The sequence below is a fragment of the Amycolatopsis sp. N2S4-7 genome (genome assembly GCF_058119595.1).
In genome coordinates this window covers 6,946,579-6,961,701 of sequence record NZ_CP172299.1, presented here as the reverse complement: position 1 = coordinate 6,961,701, position 15,123 = coordinate 6,946,579, and the positions used below count along the sequence as shown (strand labels likewise).

Sequence of the window (15,123 nt, the reverse complement as noted above, 5' to 3'; positions counted from 1 at the left end):
TCCGCACCGGACCCGACCCCGGTGCGGAGGCCTCCGTGCTTCAGGCGATGTGCCACACCGCGTCGGCGCCGTCGAGCACGTCATGGTCGAGCCCGAAGTAGCCGCGTTCGGGCTTGGTGTCGGTGCGCGGGCGACCGGCGGGCAGGTCGGCGGTCAGCCTCCACGTCTTCGTGCCGCGCTGCAGCTGGCCTTCGTAGGTGTCCGGCTCCGGCTCCCCGAGCCCGATGGCCTCGCTGTGGCCGAGGCTGCCGGCGACGAAGGCGTACCGGTCGCCGAGCAGCGCCGCGACGATCGCGCCCGCGCCGGACCCCGAACGCCGCAGGTGGCTGTTGTGCGAGAACACCAGCGTCGGGCCGCGGCGGGCCTCGATGGCCCGGATGTCCAGGAGGTTCTCGGCCATGAGCACCGCGCGCATGCCCGAGAGACGCGCGATCCTCGTGTCCCGGTCGCCGGGCCGAGCCGAGGCCGCGTGGTAGCGCAGGAGCCCCAGCCCGGCGGTCGCGTGCACCTTGGCCCGCCACCAGGCAGCGCGCGAAGTCAGCCGTGGGGCCTGGGCGTGGAGCTCGGTCACCAGGTCGTCGGCGATCACCCGCAGCTCGCGGGCCTCGGCCGACGCGCCGGGTGAGGCCGCCGGGTCGAGGATCGCTTCCTGGCGGCTCCACCGCTCGTCGTCGCCGGCCAGTGCCGCGATGTCGACGTCGAGTCCCAGGTAGTCGCGGGTGTGTTCGAGGTAGGCGCGGGGACTGGGGGCGCTGAACGTCTCCGTCGGGGCGTCGAAGCCGTGGAGGGCCAGCGGCTCGTCGGCGTTCTCGTTGTACTCGCGCAGCCAGGCGACCAGCTGCCGGTTGGCGTCCACTTCGCCGAGGCCGTGCGAGAACCCGCCGTCGAGCGCGGCCACGCGGTCGGTCTCCAGCGCGATCGAGCGGAAGCCGTGCTCGGCGAGCCGCGCGAAGAGGTCGTTGCGGATCCGCGCGCAGGCCGGTTCGAAGTGCGTGGGCTCACCGAGGGCGAGCAGTTCGGCCGTGAAGTCCGTGAGGTCCATGTGGTTGAATCGTATCCTTGAAGACTCGGTTGAGACCTGCTGACCTCGCGCGTGAGCACGGCATCTCCACGCAGGCGGTCCGCAACTACGAGCGGGACGGCTTCCTCCCGCCCGCGTCGCGCACGCCGAGCGGCTACCGGGTTTACACGGAGGTCCACGCGGCGGCGCTGCGCGCGTTCCTCGCGCTGGTCGCGGCGTACGGGCACGCGACGGCCGGCGGGATCATGCACGCCGTCCACGAAGACGACCTCGGCCGCGCACTGGCGCTCGTCGACCGCGGGCACCTGCGGCTCCTGCGCGACCGGGAAACCCTCGACGCGGTGCGCCAGGCGATCGGCCACCTGACGACCGAGCCGATCCCCGAACCGGCCGGGACCGGCTGGCCGATCGGCGAACTCGCGCACCGGCTCGGCGTCACCGCGGCGACCGTGCGGGCGTGGGAACGGGCGGGCATCCTCGTCCCCGACCGCAACCCCGCGACCGGCTACCGGGTCTTCCGGACGGCCGACATCCGCGACGCGGAGCTGACGCACCTGCTCAGGCGCGGCGGCTACCCGCTGGAGCACATCGCGACGGTGGTCGGCCAGGTCCGCACGGCCGGCGGCACCGAGTCGCTCGCCGAAGCCCTGGCGACCTGGCAGGACAAGCTCACCGCGCGTGGTGTCGCCATGCTCGGCGCGGCGGGCGTGCTCAGCGAGTACCTGCGAGCACGGCGTCCACCACCCGCTCGATGAAGGCGTCCGCCAGCGGTTCCCGCGACAGCAACCGGCGGTAGAACAACGGCCCCAGGAAGAGATCGGCGACGAACTCCGCTTCCCCGATTTCCCCGCGCGCCACGGCCCGCGCCACGGCGTCGTGGACGGGTTTCCGGCGCTGGGCGGTGAACCCGGCGAGCACCTCCGCCAGTCCCGGGTCGCGCTCGGCGGCGTCGATCAGCCCGGGGATGAGCGCCGACGTCGGCGCGGTGTGCAGGATGCGGTCCAGGTCGCGGGCGAACGCGAGGAGGTCACCGCGCAGGCTGCCGGTGTCCGACGGCGCCGCGGCGGGCACGATCGACTCGACGGCCGCCCGGAGCACCGCGTGCTTGTCGGGCCAGTGCCGGTAGACCGTCGTCTTCGCCGCGCCCGACCGCGCCGCGATCGCCTCGACGGTCGCGCCCGCGAAACCCTGCTCGACCAGCAGCTCGACGGCCGCGTCGAGGATCGCGCGCCGCGAGCGGGCCACCCGTGGATCCACCACTTCCCGACCTCCTTGCGAGCAGTCTAGCAAGTTCGCTACGCTACGGTAGCGTAGCGAAACTTCGGCGAGAGGATCCGTCATGAAGTTCGGCATCGAGCTCCCCACCGCCACGTCCGGCATGATGCACCCGGTCCCGTTCGCGGCCCCGCGGGACCTGGTGGACCTCGCGATCGAGGCCGAGCAGCTCGGCTACCACGACGCCGGCGGCAACGACCACCTGTCCACGATGGACTTCGTCCGGCGGGCCTGGCCGGACCCGCCGGACCTCTACGAACCCCTGATCGTGCTGGCGCAGGTCGCGGCGAAGACGTCGGTGCTGCGGCTGACCACCGGCATCATGGTGCTGACGCTGCGCGACCCGGTGCTGCTGGCGAAGCAGGTGGCGACGCTCGACCAGCTCAGCGGCGGCCGCGTCACGCTGGGCGTCGCGGTCGGCGGCTACCGGGACGAGTTCGAAGCCGTCGCGCCCGCCCTCCGCCACGCCGACCGGGCCCGGTTGACGCGCGAGCGGATCGAGGCTCTGCGTCTCTTGTGGACGGAACGGAACGCGACGTACCACGGGGAATACGTCCGGTTCGAAAACGTCGAGTCGTTCCCCAAGCCGGTCCAGGCCCCCCTGCCGCTCTACTCGGGCGGCAACGCGGACGGTTCCCTGCGGCGCGCGGCGGCCCTGTGCGACGGCTGGTTGCCGGCGAAGATGAGTCCTTCAGCCATCGCCGCCGGACGCGAGAAGCTCGCCGAGTACGCCCGCGCGGCGGGCCGCGATCCGGCCGCGATCACGACGGCCCTGCAGTCGGTCGTCTGCCTGGGACCGACGCGCGAGGCGGCGCGGGAAACGTTCCGGAACTCGTCGTTCGACCTGTTCCGGACGTCACTGGCGAAGACGATGACCAAGGGCGTCGACCAGGACGCGTACTTCGACCTGAACCTCATCGGCACGCCGGACGAGGTGTGCGAGAAGGTCGCGGCCTACGCGCGGGCGGGCGTCGACCACCTGACGGCGCTGCTGTTCGTCGGCAACACCGTCGAGGAGATGCGCGCGCAGATCCGGCTGTTCGCCGAAGAAGTCCTGCCGGCGTTCCCCTGATCAGGGCCGGGGGTGCAGGCGGTCGTACTCGTGCGCGGCCGAACGCTGGGTGCGCACGGGCAGGGCCTTTTCCTCGTCCTCGTCGTCGACGTCGTTGAGGCCGAGTTGCACGGCCAGCCGGATCTGCTCGCGGTTCTCGCGGACGACGGCCGAGAAGAAGTCGTCGATCCGCGGGTCGAGGAGGACTTCGAGCAGCACGCGGAACGAGGTGTCGACGACGGTCCGCACGATCTCGTCGTGGAACGGCAGCCGCTTGAGCTTCCCGAGCTGTGGATCGGCGGCGATCTTCTCGGCGATGATCGTGCGCAGCTCGTCCTTGTTGGCACCGAGCGACTTGGCGAGGTTTTCGGGGTAGTTGCCGGTTTCGAGCACCTTGACGACCTCGTCGAGCACGGCGATGGTGATCGGCTTCTTGATCGCCTTGACGATCGGCTCGGAGAGCTTGTCGACGAGCCGGTAGGTGAACTGCTCCCCGACGGCCCGGTCCGCGGCCCGCCCGATCCGCACGAGCAGCAGCACGACGGTGACGAACCGGTGCCCCACCATCGCCGGGTGCGCGACGGGGATCATGGCGAACAGCTCGTACCAGTTGCGCGCCAGGAAACCCTTGGCCCACCGCCGTTTCCGCCACCGCCACAGGAACTCGGCGAGGAACACGGCACAGATCCCGCAGTCGACGGCGAAGATGACGAGCCCGACCTCCCGCGCCGGCGGGCTGAGCACCATGAACCCCAGCAACCCGACCGACCCGGCGGCGAGGACGAGCATGATCCAGTCATCGGCCCGCACGTTCCCGGGCAGAACCCCACTGTTGAGCTCCGGCTCACGGGCATCGCGAAGGGTGGCCATGGCCCCGATGATGGCACGCGAGGGCCCGCTCAGCCGCTCCGCCGCCCCGGTTCAGGTACATCGGTCCCTCGAAGAGGAGGCTTGCGAATCACACGACACGCCAGCCGGCCCCTCCTCACACCGAATACAGGATGATGAGCCCATGAACGACTTTGGCGCTGAACTGAGACGTCGACGGACGTCGATCGGCATGTCGTTGACCGGGCTTGCGGCGGCCGTCCATTTCACCAAGGGCTATTTGAGCAAGGTGGAGTCCGGCAAGGCCAGGGTGAACAGGCAGCTGGCGGAGGCCTGTGACCAAGCGCTCGACGCCAACGGAAAACTTCTCGCTCTCGTCACGAACCCGCTGCCCCAGGCCCGCCGCGGCGGCGGCGCCATCTTCGGGCTGCCGAACGGCGGCCGGCACTTCGTCGGCCATGAGACCGAACTCGACGCTCTTGCCTCGATGCTGTTGAACCCGGACGAAGCTCACGTCGCCGTGGTCCACGGAATGGCCGGGGTGGGGAAGACGGCGCTGGCCGTCGCCGCCGCCCGGCGGGTCGAGCGAACCTTCCCGGACGGCTGTCTGTTCTTCGACCTCCGGGGCTACACACCCGGCGCGACCGAGCTCTCGCGCGGCGATGCCGAGAGCCGGCTGCTGCGGCTCCTGGGCGTCACCGCCGCTGAGCTGCCCGCCGACGAGGACGGCCTGGCCAACCTGGTCCGCGACCGGCTCCGCGACCGGCGAATGCTGCTCGTGCTGGACAACGCGCGATCCGCCGAGCAGATTCAGGGGATCATCCCAGGTGAGACGTCGTCCCGAGTCCTGGTCACCAGCCGAAGCCGCCTCGCCGCTCTCGACGACGCTCGGCACTTCCCGATCGACGTGCTGCCACTCGAGGACGCCGTGCGGCTCCTGCGTTCCGTCGCCGGCGAGCACGCGCCCGACGACGAAGACGTGGCGACCGAGCTCGTCCGGTACTGCGGACGGCTCCCGCTCGCCGTGCGGATCGTGGCCGCCCGGCTCGTCGCGGGCGGCTGGACAGCGCGGAAGCTGCGCGACCGGCTCGCCGACAAGGCCACCCGGCTCGGGTTGCTGGACGACGGCGAGCGAAGCGTCGCAACCGCGTTCGCAGTCTCCTATGACTACTTACCCCAAGATCAGCAACGCCTGCTGGGCCTGCTCGCCTTACACCCCGCCGCAGAGATGACCACCGCCGAGGCGCTCGCAGGCATCGAGCCCGGCGAAGTGGACCGGCTGGTGGACCGGCTGCACGACGCCCACATGGTCGTCCGCGACGAACGTGGAGTCATCGAGCTCCACGAGCTGATGCGGATATTCGCCACGGAGCGAACTCTCCCGAGGTCGAACCAGCCGGTCGAGCAGCAGCCATGAGCAGGCTGGTGAACCTGCGCTCGTGAAGCCTCAGGCTCCGGCTCTTGTCCGCCGGCGCGCAACTCGCAAGACGTAGTTCGCCGCCTCAGCCCAAGTTCGCTGAGCCGCCAGGGCCTGCCGGAGTTCGGACGTGTCCGCGAAGGCCTGGGGAATGTCTTTCAGGACCGTCACGATTCGTTCGGCCCAGACGCTGTCGTCGCGGTCCTGGTACCCCGTTATCGGGACCACGAACTTCGGCGCGAGGTCCGGAGCCAACCGTTCGAGCAGAACCCCGAGGCCACTCTCCGCGCTGACGAGCACCGGAACTCCCGCCACGATTGCTTCCGCGCCGACCAGGCCGAAGCCTTCCCCTCGGGACGGCATGAGCAGCAAACTGGCGGCTGCAAGTTCGTCGCGGAGAATCTCCTCGTCGGTTACGAACCGGCGAGGTACAACTTGGAGCAAGGGATTGCGAGCCAGCTCGAGCAAAGCCGCGTGGTCTTCTTCCTCTGCTCCCCGCAGAACCAACCGGAATCGGTTCAGGCGCTCTTGAACCACGATGTCGAGCGCTTGGCCGGCGGCGCGCAGGGCGGTGTCCAGTCCTTTGACGTGTCGATCGTGCAGTCGCCCGCTCACCAGGACGATGGACGTGCCGCTCGGCGGAGGCCCGGAGGTCACCGGAGAGTCATCGAACCCCGGGTCCACCTGCCTCAGCTTGACCCCGGTACCCCGCACCTGAGGGCTGAAATCGTCGTGCAGCTTCGGTCCGACGGCGAAGGCCAGATCCGCACCGGCAGCGAGCTGCCGTTCGAGCTTTCCGCGAGTTTCCGTCCCCAGGCCGACGTCAGTGACGTCCGGCTTGAACCACTCCGTCTCTTCGGGCGACATGTGGACGAAGTGCAGTCGAGCAGCGCTCGGGTAGTGATCTTCCTTCTGGCATTCGGCGATCCGGCCGGTGATCCGGCCGTGCCCGATCACGAGATCCGGCACGACGTCGGCGGGGAAACCGCGAGGTAGCCGCATGAGCGCCTCTCGCACCGTGTCGTCGTCGTTTCTGCGCGCCTGGAGCAGCCGGACCTTCTGTTCTGCCGCTCGGTCCCGGTCTTGCGCCGAGGAATTGGCCACCAGGCAATAGACTTCTGCTCCAGCTGCGGCAAGCGCGACGCACAGTCTGCGGTTGAACGTGGTCAGGCCACCGTGCACCGAAACCCAATCCGTGTCGATCGCGAGGATGCGAGGCCCGGTGACCGTTTCCTGCCTCGTCGGCGAAGATTCGGCTCCCGGCGAAGGCGGGACGGTCACCGTACTGGCCGGAGAGATCTCCGTCTCCCCCGGGGCATCACCCTGCCCCGACGGATCACCGGAGCCGAAGGCGATATAGGCCCGATCAGCCAGCTCCTCCCAGCGCGCCGCCTTCTCGAGGTTCCCGACTTTGCGCGCGACCTCGGCGAGACCGTCGAGCGCCACGGCTTCGTCCGCCAAGGTGCCGGCAGCCATACTCAGCCTCCTGGCTCGGCGAAATGCCTTCTCGGCATCGGCGAATTCTTCTCGACGAAGAAACGACTCACCCAGATGCGATTCGATCTGCGCCATGTCCGCAGATCCGAACATCGGCCGTCCTTTTTTCAGCGATTGTCGGAAATAGCGGATGGCGTCCTTCGTCTCACCCAGCGCCATAAGAGATCTGGCAATGCAATCAAGCGCGATCGCTTCACTGTAAGAATTTCTTCGGAATCGGTAGAACTGGCGCGCCTTGCTGGCAAGGTCGTGCGCATCTCGATATTGGGCCGAGTAGTAGTGCAACCAGGCTTCGTTGTGGATCGCGTTGGTTGTTCCATACTCGTCCCCGGCCTCGTCGAAGGCCCAGCGAGCACTGTTCTGCCTGCGGCGCGCCTCTTGCAGATCACCGGCCTCCCCGAGAGCCATACCCAGGTTGGCCAGCATGAGCCCGTGCGCGAGCCGGTCCGCTTGGTTCTGATAGGCGGCATCGAGCCCTGTGCGGTAGAGGTTCACCCAGATCCGCCAGGGCTTCGTCTCGAACAAGTATCCGCGTGCCGCGTAGGCGAACTGCCAGCAGGCCACCCCAACGCGGTCAGTCTCCCCGGCAGCGAGCTCACCTTCCGACACCACGCCAGTGGCAACCGAGTACATCGCCGACGCAACGGGAAGGAGGTTGTCCAACTCACCCTGCATCCAAGCCCGGGCTTCCTCTTTGTCACTGAAGTCTTCACCTGCCGAACGGCCGGACAGACGCACAAGAGGAAAACGATGACGCGAAGGGGCTATTCGCAGGTCGGCTGCCGCCACTGATTGCACGTAGTAGTCGAACAGCCGGAGCAGAGCGGGACCCCGTTCCACAGAGCCCGAAGAACCGGTTGCCGACGTTCGAAGCCGATCGGCAAGCGCCGGGGGAAAACGCCAAGATTTTTCCGCGTTGTTCTCAAGGAAGCCGCTTGTGAAGAGATCATCCAACAGATCCTCGGCTTCGCCGGCCGAAGAATCCGTCAAGCTGGCAGCCGCTCCGCGGCCGATGTGCTCACCCGGATGGAACGCCAGCAGTTCGACTGTGCGCCGATACGAGGGCGGCAGAACCGCCAGGCATGCGTCGGCGACCTCTTCGAGAGTGACAATGTCATTGCCCTGCGCCACGTTCGCCAATCGGTGATCGAGATCGTCGAGCGACGCACGTCCGCGCACTGCCAGGCAACCACCGAGCAACCGCAGGGTGAGTGGCCGGGTACCACAGCGCCGGAGAACCCAGCGGGCGACGTCGAGGGTGCCTGTGTCGGTCAAATCGAGTCGGCCGGAGGCGTTCAGCAGCTGCAGCGCCGGCATTTCCGCCAACTGCGGCAACGTCAGGGCGAGCCCGGTGTTCGGATAACCGAGGATGTCACGGCCGATGAGGAGAGCGGAGGTGGTAGCCGTCTCCGGAAGCAAGAACTTCACTTGGTCGGGACTCGTCAAGCCGTCCACTATCAGGAGGACTCTCCGGTCGGACATCCACTCCTGGAACAGCGCCGCACGGTCTTCCAGTGCACGAGGGACATAGCGGGCAGCCACCCCCAAACCACGAAGAAGCCGATCAAGAGCCTCGGCGGCCGCGTCCTCGACGCCGGCCTCGCGGTACAGGCTCATATCCTCGTAGAGGCAACCGTGGGCGAACCGCCCTTTCAGGCGTTCTGCGACATGGATGCCGAACGCGGTTTTCCCGACACCCGCGGGCCCCTGAAGCAGGCAAGTGCGCTCGATCGATTCAGCAGGGGTTGATGCCGGCGTCAGGACGCCGACGACTCTTTCCATTGTTTCTTCCCGGCCGTACAGCGTGTCCCGGCCGTGAAGCTTCGGCGGACGGAGGAGAAAGGGGGTCTTGATACCGAGGTCGGCAACTCGTGGAAGCCGCGCGAAGCGTCGCAGGCGGCCATTGCCGTTCAGCACGCGGTCACAAGCGTCAGCCAGCTCGGGCGACGGGAGCCGGTCACCCGCGACGACCGGCGCCAGCACCTCCATGGGCCAGCCGGTCGCGTCCACCAGATCGTCCAAGGACAGCTGCGCAGCTCGCATGAGCTTCCGCAACTCGGCGGCGAAGGGAGTGTTCGACACGCCTTGAAAGCCCTTCGTCCGCACCGACCCGAGTTCCTGCAAGACTACCCGGGGAGACCCGCCGCGTGGATAGCCACGCGGGAGCGAAGGGGCTCATTGTCGATTCGACCGCACGACCGTACCGTTCCCAAGTGGAGGGCGAACTCCCGTGATGCTCGCAGGTGAGCGACGCGACCCACCACCGATTCGGTACGACGTCTTCCTCTCGTTCGCCGGACCGGATCGGGAACTGGCTCGACGGCTGATGCGCGAACTTCAGCGGCTGGGCCTGCGCGTCTTCGTGGACGACATGATCGCCGAGTTCGAAGGCATCGACGACGGCATAACCCGGGCGCTGGCCGGCACCAAGACGTTTGTCGCCATCTACTCTCGGAAGTTCGCCACTCGGCCCGCATGCCAGCGAGAACTCACCGCTGCATTCATTGCCAGCCGAGAACTCGGCTCACCTTCCGATCGCATCCTGGTGATCAATCCGGAGCCGACAGCCGATCACGTGCAGCCGATCGAGCTCGCGGACGCCAAGCATGCTGTGCCGCCGCGAGACACGGCTGCGGCACGCGACTTGGCCAAGAAGATCCAGGCCCGTGCCGAATCCATCCATACGCCTTTGGGTGACGCCGTGTCGCCGAAGACGCCACCATGGTTCGGGGCGGTGCCCGGGAGCCACCGGTTCATCGGCAGGCATCGGGAGCTCTGGGCCTTGCACAGCGCGCTCCACCGTTCAGAATTCAGGCTCGCACACACGGCTTCATGCGGTTCCGTCGTTTCACTGTGCGGGCTACCGGGCGCAGGGAAGACGGCGCTGGTCGCCGCCTACGCCTGGGCGTTCGGCGGCGCATATCCCGGTGGCGTCTTTTGGCATCGCCCTGGCATCGAACCAACGATGGGGTCTGAGAACTACCGGCAGAGCCTGCGGTCGGCCGCCGTCGCAGTCGGGCTCCAGCCAGCCGATGGAGCCCGGCGCGATGACACGGTCGCCGCCATGGGCGAAGCCCTGAGACGCCGCGATCTGCCGGTGCTCTGGGTCTTGGACGACATTCCCGATACGTTCGACCTGGTCGATCTGGCCGGCGTGATCCCGCCCGCCGGGAACCTGGTGCACACTGTGGTCATCAGCCGCGAGAACCTCTTCGACCGCGCGATCCCTGTCCATGAGCTGGAGATGTTGCCGAAGCACGACGCGGCAGCTGTGCTCGGAGCATTTCTGGCCTTCACCGACGTCTTCGAGAGCGGAGCAACACATCAGCTGATCGCGCAGCTCGGGGGGCATTGTGGCGCCCTGTGCGCCGTAGGTCGGCAACTACGCGACGCGAATGGCCTTGTCTCGGTGGCAGACTACGTCGCCGCGGTCGAGGAGGGCAGGGTCCGCCCCGGAGCGGCAGTCGGCCCAACGTTGGCGCGGTTGACCGAAGACGAAAGGACCGTCGTCCGGCTCGTGGCACTCAGCGGCTCCGATACGGTGCCCGCCGAGCTCGTCGCCGCGGTGCTCGGGAACACGTGGCGCACGGCTACGGCACTCGACGGTATCCGACGGAAACTTCTTGCCACCCGGCGAGACAACTCGTGGTCTTTTCATCCACTGGCCACTGCCGAACTGGCGCAGATGGGTGATTCAGGGGACGCAGAGCTTACCTCCCAACTGGTCGTACAGGTGGTGCGACTGGCGGAGGCGCACTCGACGCTGCCGACCACACTGGACAGCCTGCGCTCGATCGCCGGGAAATTGCTTGCGACTCGTCCCGAACTACCGCCGTCCAACGAGCGCGAGTTGCTGCAGCTACTCGCGAACACGAAGCTCTTGGATGAAACAGAAGCACCGTTCACGCTGACCGTGGAGTCGAGCCGCCACAGTTTGGGCAATCCTCTCGTTCAGACCATTCCGAGTGCCCAACTGAGCGAGGACTGAAAACGTGCTCGCCAACGTCTTTCCGGACAGCCATGCGAAATTTCCAGGTATTCTCGGCAAGCACGTGGTATGCGGCGTGATATTCCGCCGACGGCAGAGATGCGCCATCCTGAACGGCTCGGCGCACCTCGATCAACGCCAGAAACGCCGCTTCACCCGGGCTCACCACAGCTTCGGGACCGAACATCAGCAAGTGCTCCCGTGTGCGGTACAGACCAGAGTCAGCGACGGCCGCCAGCGCCTCGGCCCGCAAATCCCGATCCGTAGCCGCTTCTCGTGCCACCATTCGCAGAGCGGAGTGGGCCGCATCGAGCGCCGTCGAAAAGTCGACATACACGGTCCGGCGGAAATTCTCACGTTCCCGGCCTAGATGCTCACGCGCCGTGAGCCTGCCAGCCAGCAGCGAGCTGGAGAGCGCGATCGCAGCACCCAGAATGGTGCTGATCAGTGGCAGCCAATTCATTTCGGTATCCTGGCAGCTCTTCCGAGAGCAAACCAGAGGCGACGAAAGGCAAGTCGGTCGCGATCGGCGCCATCCGAAAGGTCGCTATGCCCCTGCGGTCAGCCCTCGAGCACCTCCCGCAGCTTGCGCGCAAAGGCTTCCGGCTGACCGGCATAGCCGAACTCCCCGCCCATGAACCCGCCGTGGTGGCTGGGGAACACCACCGCCTCCTTCCCCAGCCGGGCGGCTGTGGCAAGGGCCGTGCGTCCCGTGAGGACCTCCATCGTCTCCTCGCCCACCGCGATCACGATTCGCGTCGATGCCGCGGCGAGCGCGTCGACGTCCGGTTCGTACATGCTGACCGCCAGCGAACGGTCCGTCAGCAGTGGGTTGTCGCGGCGGCCGTCGTCTTCCGATGGCATGCCGAACTGCGCTGGGTCGGCTGGGGGCAGGGCGAAGTAGTCGTCCGTGAACTCGCCCTTCCACGACGTCATCGCGATGAACCCCGCCATGCCCGCGCCGAAGCCGCGGGCCTGGTACGCGTCACGGACCGCCTTGCCCGCCCGCTCGGCCGCCGCCGCGTCGGGGAGCAGGGAGACCAGCGGCGGTTCGTGGGCGACCAGCGTGCTCACGGCTTCGGGGTGGGCGGTGACGAGCGCCAGCCCGGCGATGGCACCACCGCTGCTCCCGAACACCTCGACCGGTCCGGCGCCGAGCGCCGAGATCACCGCGTGGATGTCTTCCGCCTGGACGGCCGGTACGTGGTCTTCGCGACCGTCCTTGCGGACGCTGCGCCCGAGCCCGCGCGGGTCGTAGGTGACCACCGTCCGGTCGGGGAAGTACGACACCAGCGTGCTGAACCCGCCGGCGTCCATGGGCTGTCCGATCATGAACAACGGTCTGTCGACGGACGCCGGGCCGTGGACGTCGTAGACGATGTCGGCCTCGGCCGTCTTCAGCGTGTGCGTCGTGCTCATGGCTGCCTCCCCGGTTCAGGACTCGTCGAGAGACTAGACCGGGGCACCGACAATTTCCGGCGAAGCGAGGAAGGCGAGCGGGCTAAGCCGTTACAGGGAGTAGAAGGAAGCCCGCTCATGGCCTCGCGTCGACAGGATATCCGGCGGGTCAGGCCGGGACCAACCGGTTAAGCGTCTCCAACGTGATCACCGTCGAGCCCTCGGGCAGCCCTTCCGGCCGGTGCGGGCCGACGAACGTGACCGGCCCGTCCAGCCGGGTGCCCGGCTCCCACACCGTCACGACGGTGTCGCGCATCAGCCCGACCAGGTACCCGATGGTCAGGTACCGCCGCCGCACCAGGCCGCTCACCAGCACGCTCGTGCTCGCGTGGTTGGTCTCGAGCCGGTTGAACCGGGGCGAGCCGGACAGGTACAGGTGCAGCCAGGTCGCCGTCCACGTGCCGGCGCTGTCGCGGCCGAAGACCATCGGCAGCGCGACGCGGCCGCCGCCGCGCAGGTCCGAGCGGGTCCGCACCGTGCGGGCCTCGAACGGCGCGCCGGCCTGGGCCCGGTCGCGGACCATCCAGCCGAACATCGACTCGGCGACGTCGTCGAACCCTTCGCCGGAGAAGACGTTGACCTGCGGCACCACGTACGCGGCGTCGATCGAGTCCAGCGGGATGTCGATGAACTCGGTCGCCCCGCGCGGCGCCGCGGTCAGGTCGCCCGAGTACACCGCGCCGCGGTCGTGGTAGTTGGTCCACGAAACGTGCCCGGCGTACCGGAAGTGGGAGTCCAGCAGCAGCGCGGAAAGGTCGAAGTCGGTGGTTTCCCGCGCCTGCCGCCAGTAGGTGAAGAACCGCAGCACCTCCCCCTCGACGTGGGTGCGCGAACCCCGGGGCAGCACGGCGAACCCGTCCTCGCTCGCCTTCCCCGACAGCGGCAGCGCGACGTCCAGCACCGCCGGGTCGACCACCAGGTGCCCGAGGGCGGGCAGGCGGGCGGCGAGCTCGGCGTCGATCAGCGCACCGGCCCGGTCGATCACCTCGCGCGGCAGCGGCGGGCGGGTGTCGTCGGTGACCCACGCGCGACGGCTGCGGGTGGTGAACGCCCGGGCGGCCTCCGGCGAGGCGCGGTTCATCAGGTGTTCGCGCACCGAGCACAGCACCCGTCCGGACACCGAGCCCAGCACCTTCCCCATGGCGGCGAGGACGTCGTCGGCCGGGTCCGCCTGCCGCAGCAGCCGGTCCAGGGACCGCATCAGCAGTCCCGGCGCGGCGGTCAGGACGTCGGCGGCCCGCGCGACGTCGCCCTCGGCGAACGCGCGCTCCGCCCGTCCGGCCACCGACGGGACCTTCCGATCGCCGCGAGCGACGTCGAACACCTCGCGAGCGCCCGGGTACGCCGGGGTCTCGTAGGCGTGCAGGTACGCGCCCAGCCGCTTGAAGCGCTCGGCGTAGCGGGACACGTCACCGAGCTTGCCCGCGTTGTCCGCGACGACCTGGTCGAGCGCGGCCAGCAAGACGCGCCGCTCGCGGCGGGTGAAGCTGCGGAACCGGGTCGGTTCGGCCAGCGTGACGTCGCCGCCGCTGGCCTGGCACGCGGTGCGCAGCACGTCGACCACGGTGTCGACCGCGACGAGCGGCCGTCCCTCGGCCAACCGGGCGGCGTTGACCACGGCCCGGTTCTCGCGCACCGGCACGGCCTCGAGCTCGACGTGGCCGCACATCACGGCCAGCTCGGCGAGCAGCGCCAGGTCGGCCTCCCCCAGCGGGGTGACCGACTCGGCCAGGGACCGGTAGAGCGCGTGGGTTTCCTCTTCGAGCGTGCCGCCCAGGTGGACGACGGTCACCCGGTCCTTGACCGACGCGATCAGCTCGTCGTGCTCGGCGAGCATCTCGGCGAAGCTGTGCTGGTAACGGCCGTAGCCGGGCAGCGTGAGCAGGTCGACGACCTCGCCGCCGCCGGTGTGGCGCAGGCACGAGACCCAGAATTCGACGGTGTCCGGCACGCGGCGCGGGAACTTCTTGAAGTAGGGGTTGTGCCGCACGTGGTCGCCGACCAGGCCGCGGACCGCGTCGAGGACGGCCACGGCGAGGTCCATCGCCGCGCCGGAGGCCAGCCCCGCGAGGTGGGCGAGCAGCGCCCGATCGGCCTTGAACCCCACCGAGAGGAGGACGACGTCCAGCTGCCGGGCGACGGCGGACCCGTCGCCGGCCGGTGCGTCGCCGCGCGGCACGCGCAGGGTGTGCCGGATGATCGTCTGCAGCATGGTGTTCCCCCGGGTCGGTGGTCGCGCGCCGTGGTGTCGAACCACGTCGGCGGAGCTTATGAGGCCCCGCTGGTTGCCGAACCGCGCGCGGTGGGTTGGCCGACCGGACTCGCACCGGCTTCGCCCGGGGTCACAGCCCGGGGCCTCGTCTCCTTCGGCTTCGGCCAACGTAGCGCGTCCGGGAGTCGAACCCGGGTCCCCCGGGTGAAAACCGGGGATCCGTTCCACTGGACCAACGCGCCGGGTGCGCCCGCGTCCGTGCACTGATTGCGACGAAGACGAGCGCTGGGAAAAAGTTCTGTTCCCCACAAAGGGAAAGCCGCCCGGATCGGTTTCCCGACGGGCGGCTTCCTCGGTTCGGGTGGCCCCATCATCA

The 15,123-nt window shown here is 68.6% G+C and carries 11 protein-coding genes and 1 tRNA gene; 5 read left to right on the top strand and 7 right to left on the bottom strand.

Annotated features, from left to right (window positions below):
• Positions 1-40 precede the first annotated feature (40 nt).
• Entirely contained in the window at positions 41-1,042 is a 1,002-nt protein-coding gene (locus tag ACH54P_RS32995) for an erythromycin esterase family protein (RefSeq protein ID WP_489907210.1), read from the bottom strand.
• A gap of 17 nt (positions 1,043-1,059) precedes the next feature.
• On the opposite strand from ACH54P_RS32995, the gene ACH54P_RS32990 reads away from it, so the two are divergent.
• Positions 1,060-1,776, top strand: a complete 717-nt coding sequence (locus tag ACH54P_RS32990; protein WP_489907209.1) for a TioE family transcriptional regulator — start codon at positions 1,060-1,062, stop codon at positions 1,774-1,776.
• Here ACH54P_RS32990 and ACH54P_RS32985 read toward each other — a convergent pair.
• On the bottom strand, positions 1,733-2,281 hold the full coding sequence (locus ACH54P_RS32985) for a TetR/AcrR family transcriptional regulator (protein ID WP_489907208.1): 549 nt from the start codon (positions 2,279-2,281) through the stop codon (positions 1,733-1,735). The genes ACH54P_RS32990 and ACH54P_RS32985 overlap by 44 nt on opposite strands.
• Before the next feature lie 79 nt (positions 2,282-2,360).
• Here ACH54P_RS32985 and ACH54P_RS32980 point away from each other — a divergent pair, with 79 nt between their 5' ends.
• Entirely contained in the window at positions 2,361-3,368 is a 1,008-nt protein-coding gene (locus tag ACH54P_RS32980; protein ID WP_489907207.1) for an LLM class flavin-dependent oxidoreductase, read from the top strand.
• Here ACH54P_RS32980 and ACH54P_RS32975 read toward each other — a convergent pair whose 3' ends face one another.
• Positions 3,369-4,217 carry an ion transporter gene (locus tag ACH54P_RS32975; protein ID WP_489907206.1) on the bottom strand — a complete coding sequence of 283 codons (849 nt, stop codon included), beginning with the start codon at positions 4,215-4,217 and terminating at the stop codon, positions 3,369-3,371.
• Positions 4,218-4,359: 142 nt separating this feature from the next.
• On the opposite strand from ACH54P_RS32975, the gene ACH54P_RS32970 reads away from it, so the two are divergent.
• On the top strand, positions 4,360-5,592 hold the full coding sequence (locus ACH54P_RS32970; protein WP_489907205.1) for a helix-turn-helix domain-containing protein: 1,233 nt from the start codon (positions 4,360-4,362) through the stop codon (positions 5,590-5,592).
• 30 nt (positions 5,593-5,622) lie between these two features.
• Here the strand turns inward: ACH54P_RS32970 and ACH54P_RS32965 are convergent, their stop codons facing one another.
• Positions 5,623-9,195: a glycosyltransferase gene (locus tag ACH54P_RS32965; RefSeq protein WP_489907204.1), complete on the bottom strand. Its 3,573-nt coding sequence runs from the start codon at positions 9,193-9,195 to the stop codon at positions 5,623-5,625.
• A 127-nt stretch (positions 9,196-9,322) separates the two neighbouring features.
• On the opposite strand from ACH54P_RS32965, the gene ACH54P_RS32960 reads away from it, so the two are divergent.
• Together ACH54P_RS32960 and ACH54P_RS32955 are read left to right on the top strand one after the other, a co-directional pair.
• Positions 9,323-11,077 carry a toll/interleukin-1 receptor domain-containing protein gene (locus tag ACH54P_RS32960; protein WP_489916768.1) on the top strand — a complete coding sequence of 585 codons (1,755 nt, stop codon included), beginning with the start codon at positions 9,323-9,325 and terminating at the stop codon, positions 11,075-11,077.
• Between the two features lie 4 nt (positions 11,078-11,081).
• Positions 11,082-11,447, top strand: coding sequence for a hypothetical protein (locus ACH54P_RS32955; RefSeq protein ID WP_489907203.1), 366 nt, complete (start codon positions 11,082-11,084; stop codon positions 11,445-11,447).
• A 191-nt stretch (positions 11,448-11,638) separates the two neighbouring features.
• Here ACH54P_RS32955 and ACH54P_RS32950 read toward each other — a convergent pair whose 3' ends face one another.
• The 3 genes from ACH54P_RS32950 to ACH54P_RS32940 all read right to left on the bottom strand — a co-directional run bounded on the left by ACH54P_RS32950 (position 11,639) and on the right by ACH54P_RS32940 (position 14,989).
• Positions 11,639-12,496 carry an alpha/beta fold hydrolase gene (locus tag ACH54P_RS32950; RefSeq protein WP_489907202.1) on the bottom strand — a complete coding sequence of 286 codons (858 nt, stop codon included), beginning with the start codon at positions 12,494-12,496 and terminating at the stop codon, positions 11,639-11,641.
• A 148-nt stretch (positions 12,497-12,644) separates the two neighbouring features.
• Entirely contained in the window at positions 12,645-14,747 is a 2,103-nt protein-coding gene (locus tag ACH54P_RS32945; RefSeq protein ID WP_489907201.1) for a TerD family protein, read from the bottom strand.
• Positions 14,748-14,917: 170 nt separating this feature from the next.
• Positions 14,918-14,989: transfer RNA gene (locus ACH54P_RS32940), tRNA-Glu, on the bottom strand.
• Positions 14,990-15,123 lie beyond the last annotated feature (134 nt).